Origin of the sequence: Bradyrhizobium sp. (assembly GCF_016462955.1) — a bacterium.
In the GTDB taxonomy this organism is placed as follows: domain Bacteria; phylum Pseudomonadota; class Alphaproteobacteria; order Rhizobiales; family Xanthobacteraceae; genus Bradyrhizobium.
The window spans coordinates 1-7,372 of sequence record NZ_JAEMSD010000184.1; the positions used below are offsets into that span (position 1 = coordinate 1).

The 7,372-nt window shown below is 63.2% G+C and carries 7 protein-coding genes and 1 pseudogene; 3 read left to right on the top strand and 5 right to left on the bottom strand.

Features of this window, described 5'->3' with window-relative positions:
• Window position 1 precedes the first annotated feature (1 nt).
• From JHD07_RS19335 to JHD07_RS19350, 4 genes are all read right to left on the bottom strand, one after another.
• Window positions 2-1,315 (bottom strand): tetratricopeptide repeat protein, encoded by a 1,314-nt coding sequence (locus JHD07_RS19335; RefSeq protein WP_291624739.1) that lies wholly within the window; start codon window positions 1,313-1,315, stop codon window positions 2-4.
• 179 nt (window positions 1,316-1,494) lie between these two features.
• Window positions 1,495-2,562, bottom strand: a complete 1,068-nt coding sequence (locus JHD07_RS19340; protein WP_291624740.1) for a restriction endonuclease — start codon at window positions 2,560-2,562, stop codon at window positions 1,495-1,497.
• 154 nt (window positions 2,563-2,716) lie between these two features.
• Window positions 2,717-3,733 (bottom strand): aldo/keto reductase, encoded by a 1,017-nt coding sequence (locus JHD07_RS19345; RefSeq protein WP_291624741.1) that lies wholly within the window; start codon window positions 3,731-3,733, stop codon window positions 2,717-2,719.
• Window positions 3,734-4,005: 272 nt separating this feature from the next.
• Entirely contained in the window at window positions 4,006-4,431 is a 426-nt protein-coding gene (locus JHD07_RS19350; protein ID WP_291624742.1) for a PaaI family thioesterase, read from the bottom strand.
• 63 nt (window positions 4,432-4,494) lie between these two features.
• On the opposite strand from JHD07_RS19350, the gene JHD07_RS19355 reads away from it, so the two are divergent.
• Window positions 4,495-5,121: a CoA pyrophosphatase gene (locus tag JHD07_RS19355; protein WP_291624743.1), complete on the top strand. Its 627-nt coding sequence runs from the start codon at window positions 4,495-4,497 to the stop codon at window positions 5,119-5,121.
• 55 nt (window positions 5,122-5,176) lie between these two features.
• A complete protein-coding gene (locus tag JHD07_RS19360; protein WP_291624744.1) occupies window positions 5,177-6,358 on the top strand; it encodes a hypothetical protein in 1,182 nt (393 codons plus the stop codon).
• Between the two features lie 163 nt (window positions 6,359-6,521).
• On the opposite strand, the gene JHD07_RS19365 is transcribed toward JHD07_RS19360, so the two are convergent.
• Window positions 6,522-6,824: a hypothetical protein gene (locus JHD07_RS19365; protein ID WP_291624750.1), complete on the bottom strand. Its 303-nt coding sequence runs from the start codon at window positions 6,822-6,824 to the stop codon at window positions 6,522-6,524.
• 208 nt (window positions 6,825-7,032) lie between these two features.
• On the opposite strand from JHD07_RS19365, the pseudogene JHD07_RS19370 reads away from it, so the two are divergent.
• Window positions 7,033-7,372 (top strand): annotated as a pseudogene (locus tag JHD07_RS19370) (hypothetical protein); the annotation flags it as partial.

Sequence of the window (7,372 nt, forward strand, 5' to 3'; positions counted from 1 at the left end):
GCTAGCCCATCGCCGTCTGCCAGCGCGTGTCGCGAAGCGACGGCCGGCGGTGCAGGCGGGCGTCCAGCAGGGCGCGGGCGCGGGGCAGCTCGCCGCTTCGCATCAGCGCGACGATATAGGTGTCCTCGATCAGCTCGCGCTGGGCATGGCTGCCGCCGATCCGCACGACCTCACCGAGAACCGGCGCGAGCGCTTGCACGCACGAGACGTAATCTTCGTCGGCGAAGGCCGCGAGCGCGCGGCAGATCGCCGGCACCACCGGGCCGGCCGGCAGCTTGCCGTCGGCGAGCCGCTGCTCGATCACCGCAAGGCGCCCCGCCAGCGCCTCGCGGTTCTGTGTCGCGGCCGCGAACAGCGCCATGTGCACGTCCGCAAAGGACAGGCTCGATTTTGGAAACAGTCGTTGCGCGGCGGCATCGGCCTCGACCCACAGCGCCTTCGGCACGGCGTGGCCGTAAGCCGACAGGCGCCATAGCAGCGAGGCGCTGTCCGTGACCGCGTTGAGCGGCGGCGCCTGCGTGACCGACGGCTGAAGCACGTCGGCGTAGATCGCAAGCGCCCGCGCCGCATCGCCGTGTTCGAGGGCGCCGAGCGCCTGGTGCCAGCGAATGTGGCCGTGCAGGATTCCGTCGCGGTCGTAAGTCGGGATCCATTCGTCGACGAGGCGATCGGCCGCCTCGATCGATCCATCCTCGAACATCGCATGCAGCACCGCGTGCGCGGCGTGGGCGTTCTGCCGGCGCAGGTTGAAGCCGCGCTCGGTCACGGCGCGGCCGCGCACGACGTCGCCGTTCTCCGTCATCGCCCAGCCGGACATGGTGAGGAACCACCAGTCCTCGCCGTAATGCTGCGCAACGCGCTCGCACAGCTCGTGACGGGCGCGATCATGGTCGGCCATGCCGGAGAAGGCGAACAGGCCGAACGCGCCGAGCGGCAGCGACAGCACCACCGCATCGCGCGGCCATGCGTCGATGTGCTTCGACATAGCTGCGATCGCTTCGGGCAGCCGGCCCTCGATCGCGAGCGCCAGCGTCTCGACATGCGAGCGCTCGCGCATCGAGCCGCGCCTCGCCACCAGCTCTCGCGCGAGCGCGGCCTTCTGCCGTGCCAGGTCGCCCTGTTGATAGAAGGCATGCACGCGAGCGCGGGCGATATGGGGAAGCGCGAAGTCGGGGTCGGCCGCAATCGCTCGCTCCAGCATCTCCGCCGTGCCCGTCCAGCCCGCGAGCATGAGGTCGATGCCGTCGCGATAGGCGGCCGCCGCCTCGTGCGAGGAGGTGGAGAGCAGCAGGCCATAGCGGTCTTCAAAGCCCATTTGACTTACCTATGCATCGTCGATGTTGCCGACGATTGGGCCTCCCTCTTCGACGTCTTCTTGAGCAAACTTCTCTGCGAAGAAGGCTTCGTCAATTTCGTATATTTCAACAGGACTGCGCCGAACACCAACTTGATGCTTTATACAGAGATCAAGAAGGCGTTTCCCGTCAATTAGAGTTATTGGTGCGGCTCCGATAAATAGAGCCCCCTCTTGCGCACCTCTTGCGAAGCCGCCAAGGCTGATAATTGTGCCGCGAATGGCTTAAAATATGGGAGCGCTCCTCGCAGTTCGTCGACCTTAGGGCGAGTGATCGTATTTTCGGTGCGCTTGACCTGCACAACCTCGGTTATTTCCGTTATGCCAAACTGAACGCGAGCAACCACATCAACGCCCTTGTCACCGCTGACCTTTGTGACGCGGACGTCTTCATAGTCCATTGCATCAAGCAGTTCTTTAACGAAGTGCTCAAATTGAGTTGGCTCCAACTGCATCAGGCGGGCTCGAAATGCAATCAATTGCTCTTCATTGTGTGCATGAGCAGCTTCCGCAACTGTAGTGCGCTTTGAGGAAGGCGTCGTGCTGGCTATGCTAGCTTCTATTGGGTGGGAGAAGCCTTTCAGCCAACGCAATCCAGTTTCGGTGATCGCATAATAATTTCCTTCACGAGTGATCAAGCTACGTTCGGCCATCGCAATCAGCCTACGCCGAAGGGTGTCAGCAAAATTCTTTGGCGTCGTAAATAGTGAAACGGCCTTTAGATAATCAGCCCAGGCTGGAAGAATGTCCCCTCTTTTGCACGGAGAGCGCTCAGCAACGAGCGAAAGTAGTTTGGGGATACCTTCCGCTGCATCAAGTTCGCGAAGAGTGGACTCGTCCCCCGCTAAGAATCTCTGTCCCCTCTCGCTAAGCTGATAAACGCCCCCAACCCGATCCAAGAGTCTCATTCTGTTGATAAAGAGATAGCACCCTCTCAGGTAGCGAGGATTCAGTTCTTTGCCGCTCCCTTCCCAAATCTTTCGGGCCAAGTTTTGCAGGTCGCCAGAAAGGCGCTCTCCGATCCAAGTGTCGGGATCGGACCAATCGACAGGATTTTGTGGTGTCCCCGTTTGGTCGGCAATTGCGCTGATCATATCGCGTACCCGTTGAACAGGCTCACCATTAAGCAGACGAATGGCGTAGGCAACCTCGGAATAGGGTGCGTAAAGAGGCGCTTGAACAATAGGCTCTGCTTGTGGAGCAATCATGTAGTTGGTCCAGATGAAATGATAGCAATCTACGCGCAACCATCGCGAGTAGCTGTTCAAGTTGTCAAGGATTTAGAACGTGCTTCGTTGAGCTCGCTACACTGCAATGCAGTGTCGCATCGCTTGAACATTTTGTCCGTCATCCAAAGCTCGACTAGAAGCTGACCGTCCGCGCCCGCCGCCCTTCGATCGGGTAGGCGGGATCGTTGTAGCCCGGTGTCGAGGGATGGCCCGGCACGACCAGGCGGTCGATCAGCGCCTCGTCCTCGGCGGTGAAGCGATAGTCGAGCGCGCCGATGTAGCCGTCCCATTGCTCCCCGGTGCGGGGACCCGCGATCACCGACGAGACGAAGGCGGAGTTCAGCACCCAGGCCACCGCGAACTGGCCGGCGGTGATGCCTTTCTTCTCGGCGTGGGTTTTGATCTCCTGCGCGAGTCGGAGCGATTCCGGCCGCCATTCGGTCTGCATCATGCGGGTGTCATTGCGGCCCGCGCGGGTCTCCTTGTCGGGCGCCGCGTCCGGCTTGTACTTGCCGGTAAGCACGCCGCGCGCCAAGGGGCTATAGGGCACGATGCCGAGGCCGTAATAGCTACAGGCCGGGAAGTGCTCGACCTCCGGCATGCGGTTCATGGCGTTGTAGTAGGGCTGGCTCACCGCAGGCCGGTCGATGCCGAGCCGGTCGCAGATGTTGCAGATCTCGGCAACGCGCCAGGCGCGGTAGTTGGAAACGCCGAAATAGCGCACCTTGCCCGCGCGGATCAGGTCGCCCATCGCGCGCACTGTCTCCTCGAGCGGCGTGGCGTGGTCCTCCTTGTGCAGATAGTAGATGTCGATGTGGTCGGTGCCGAGGCGCCTCAGGCTTTCGTCCGCGGCCTGCAACACCCAACGCCGCGACAGGCCACCGCGGTTGGGATCGTCGCCCATGGGATTGGCGAGCTTGGTCGCGAGCACCCAGGCGTCGCGATTGCCGCCGATCGCGCGTCCGACGACCTCCTCGGACAGACCTTTCGAATAGGCGTCTGCGGTGTCGATGAAGTTGATGCCGGCGCCGCGTGCCTTGTCGATGATCCGCTTCGAGGTGGCCTCATCGGTGGGACCGCCGAACATCATGGTGCCGAGACAAATCGGCGACACCTTCAGGCCGCTGCGGCCGAGCTGACGGTATTGCATAGGCGGATCCTCGGTGCGTTTCGGACAGCAGCATAGTCGCGTCATCTCGTCATTGCGAGCACAGCGCGATCCAGCAATGCCGTCTCTTCTTGTCGTCCCGGACCAGCATAGCGAAGCGGAGCGCGGATCCGGGACCCATAGCCACAGGGAGTTGTTTGGCGAAGACTCGGAGTTAGCAACATGTGTGGCAACTACTCCCTGGGGTTATGGGTCCCCGCCTTCGCGGGGACGACGACGGAGGATGCGGTGGGCGGTCCCTGGCTCGCCGTCAGCTACCCCGGCCCCTTCAGGATCTTGAACACGCCGTTCGCCATCACCACGCAGCGGTCGTCCACCGTCACCTCCGTGCTCATGAAGATCAGGCTCCGCGTCGAGCGCACCACGCGGGGACGGGAGATCAGGAGGTCGCCGATCTGGCCGGCTTCGACGAAATGGGTGTCGAGCTGCACCGTCGCCAAATACTCCTTGCCGGAGACGTAGCGGGCGGTCATGCCACAGGTCCGGTCGGCAAACGTCATCATCACGCCGCCCTGGACCATGCCGCGGCGGTTGTGGTGCTTGTCTTCGGTCGCGAGCGCGAACTCGTAATGGCCATCGACCTCGCGCTCCCACAAGGGGCCGATCAGGTGCAGGAAGCCGGTGGTGTCCAGGATGCGCCAGCCCTCCGATTTCAGCCTTGCGGCGGTCTTGTTGGTCATCTCGTCCATTCCTGTGCTTGCGTTCTCGTTTCATCGAGGCGGGACGTGGTGTAGTCAAGCATCATGAGACCGTTCGACGATGCCACACGGCGGAATATCGCGGCAGCCTGCACCGCCTTCGCGCGCTTGCCGGAGGGCGCTGCGCCGGCGGCGTTGAAGCGTGCCGCGGTGGCGGTCGCGCTGACCGCAGCAGGCGAAGGCGACGACACGGCGCTACTGCTCACGCTGCGCGCCTCGCATCTGCGTGCGCATGGCGGTCAATGGGCGTTGCCGGGCGGCCGCTGCGATCATGGCGAAACGCCGATCGAGGCGGCGCTGCGCGAGCTCGACGAGGAGCTTGGCCTTCGCCTGACGGATGCGGACGTGCTCGGCACGCTCGACGACTATCCGACCCGCTCCGGCTATCTGATCACTCCCGTCGTGGTCTGGGCCGCCGACAGCACTGCGATCAGGCCGAATCCCGACGAAGTCGCTTCCGTCCATCGCATCGCGCTCGCCACGATCGAGCGCGAGGACGCTTTCGATTTCGTCGCGATCCCCGAGAGCGCGCGCCGCGTCATCCGCTTTCATCACCAGATGAGCCTGATCCACGCGCCGACAGCGGCGCTGATCTATCAGTTCCGCGAGGTGCTGGCGGGGCGGCACACCCGCGTCACCGATCTGGAACAGCCGGTGTTCGCCTGGAAATGAGATGGTAAACGGCTCGTTAACGTGACGGTTACCGGATGCCTGCTAAGAGGGCAGCATGCATCATTCGATTCGAAATACATTGGCGCTGGTTCCACTTGCGCTCGTCCTGATCACGCCGGCCGTCCGCGACGCCGAGGCCCAGCTGCTGCCGCAATTGTTCGCGCAAGGCGCGGGCGCCTCGCCCGCCGTGCTCGAATATCGCCGCAAGCTTGCGGAATACCCGGCGGCGCGTGCCGCCTTCGACGCCGAGGCCAGCGCCTATTGGAGCCAGATCTCCGAGAAGCGTCGCGGCCGCAACGCCAAGCGGCGCAGCGGGCAGCAGGTCACGCTCGACGATTACGTGCTGGAGCATCCGCCGCTCTACAATGGACCGAAGCGGCCGGTGAACCCGGAGCCGGAGGAAACGCCGGACCGGCCGCCCCGCAAGCCGATCCCCGTCGTCACCGATTTCCTGCGCGCGGCGCAGGAGCTCTACCACTTCACGCCGCAGCGCCCGTCCAGCGAGCTCGAGTTCAAGCGCGCCTATGCGCGCTACGCGTTGGCCCACGGCCTGACGCGCGAGCAGGCGGTGCGGGTCTATGCGTTCGAGACCGGCGGCACCGGCAGTTACGACGTGCAGGCCGGCATCGAGCACGGCGGCAAGCGCGCGATCTCGACCGCGATGGGCTACAACCAGCTGCTCACCACCAACAGCGTCGAGCTGCTGGCCGAGCAGGGGCATGAACTGATCCGCGCGCTTTCGGAGAAGGTGACGAAAACGTCGGGGCCGGCGCGGCATGCGCTCGAGCACAAGCTCGGTGTCCTCAAGAAAATGGTGGCCCACGCGAAGTCGGTGCCCGACACCTGGTCGGAGCACGAGAAAATGGGCAGCACGCCCCAAGGCTGGGCCATGCACGCGATGGTGCTCGACGTCGACATCGGGCCGATGCTGCAAACCCACAAGCTCTTGACCTCGGTGCATTTTGCCCGCGCCAAGGGCCACACCCGCCCGCTCTCCGCCGCCGAACTCGAGATGATGAACCTCACCGGCGACGGCACCGGCCTCGACATGGTGACGATGCCGCAGGCGATGCGCGAGCAGGTGCCGACCTCGAACTTCTTCCAGCGCGGCGGCTATGAGCGCAACCCGGTCGCGATCCGCCACAACACGGTGGCGAAGCTGCTGCGGGTGACGGACGAGCGCATGGACGTGAACAGCGGCAAACCCGGCGCAAGGGAGCTGGCGGGGGCGTTTTAGCTTGTCCTGCTATCCAACGCGGTCATGCCCCGGCTTGACCGGGGCATCCAGTACGCCACGGCTTCTCGTCTGGATCCCAATGGCCTCTGGAATGCTGGATCGTCCGCCTTCGCGGACGATGACACCGAGGGTGAGGCGGCACCTTCGGCCGCTAGCCCCACACCTACTGATCCGGCCCGAACTTGAACTTGCCGTCGCCTTCCAGATACGGGCCGCTGCGCATGTAGAGCTGGCCGTTCTGGCCGATGAAGAACAGCGTGCCCTTCGGCACCTTCTTGGCGCCCTTAAAGAGTTCGCCGGCATTGCTGGTGCCCATCTTGTAGGAGTAGGTCTTGCCTTCCCGGTCATAGGCGTAGCCCATGTCCGGCTTGAGCTCCCACGGCGTCGCTACGCTTTGCGCAAACGTCGGCCCTGCGAAGGTGCCGAGCGCCGCGGCGATTGCAAATGTCTTGATTGGAAATGCCATTGAAAATGCCGTCATCCCATCCTCCCACGGTCGGGACATTCCAGGATTGAACAAATCACGAACGCCGTGTCCCGGTCAACTCGCGAAAGCGCCGCAGCGCATCACGTCTTGCCCAGCAGCTTGTGATTTTCCCTTGGTCCCCTCGCGACTATGTTCCGCTTTCCGTCTAGAACGCAACTCGACAAAATTATCGGTAGGGATGATTCGAATGCGCCATGTGATCAAGCTTTGCTGGGCTGCCGTCGTGTCGATGCCGGCGCTGGCGCTTGCAGCCTGGGCAGATGACTATCAACTTAGCCATAACCAGCGCATTTCGTGCAGCCGCGGCCTTGCCCCGGGCAAGCTGAACACGGCGACCTGCAAGTCCTACACCTATCTCTTCAACACCAGGACCTCGGAATATTTCCGCTGCCAGGTCTCGCTGGCGCTGACGCGCGACAACAAGGAAGTCATCAACGTCCAGACCGACGGCGGCTGTGCCAAGAAGCCCCGCATCTTCGAGACCGATTCGAACTATTCGTTCGACGCCACCGAAACCGAACCGCCGA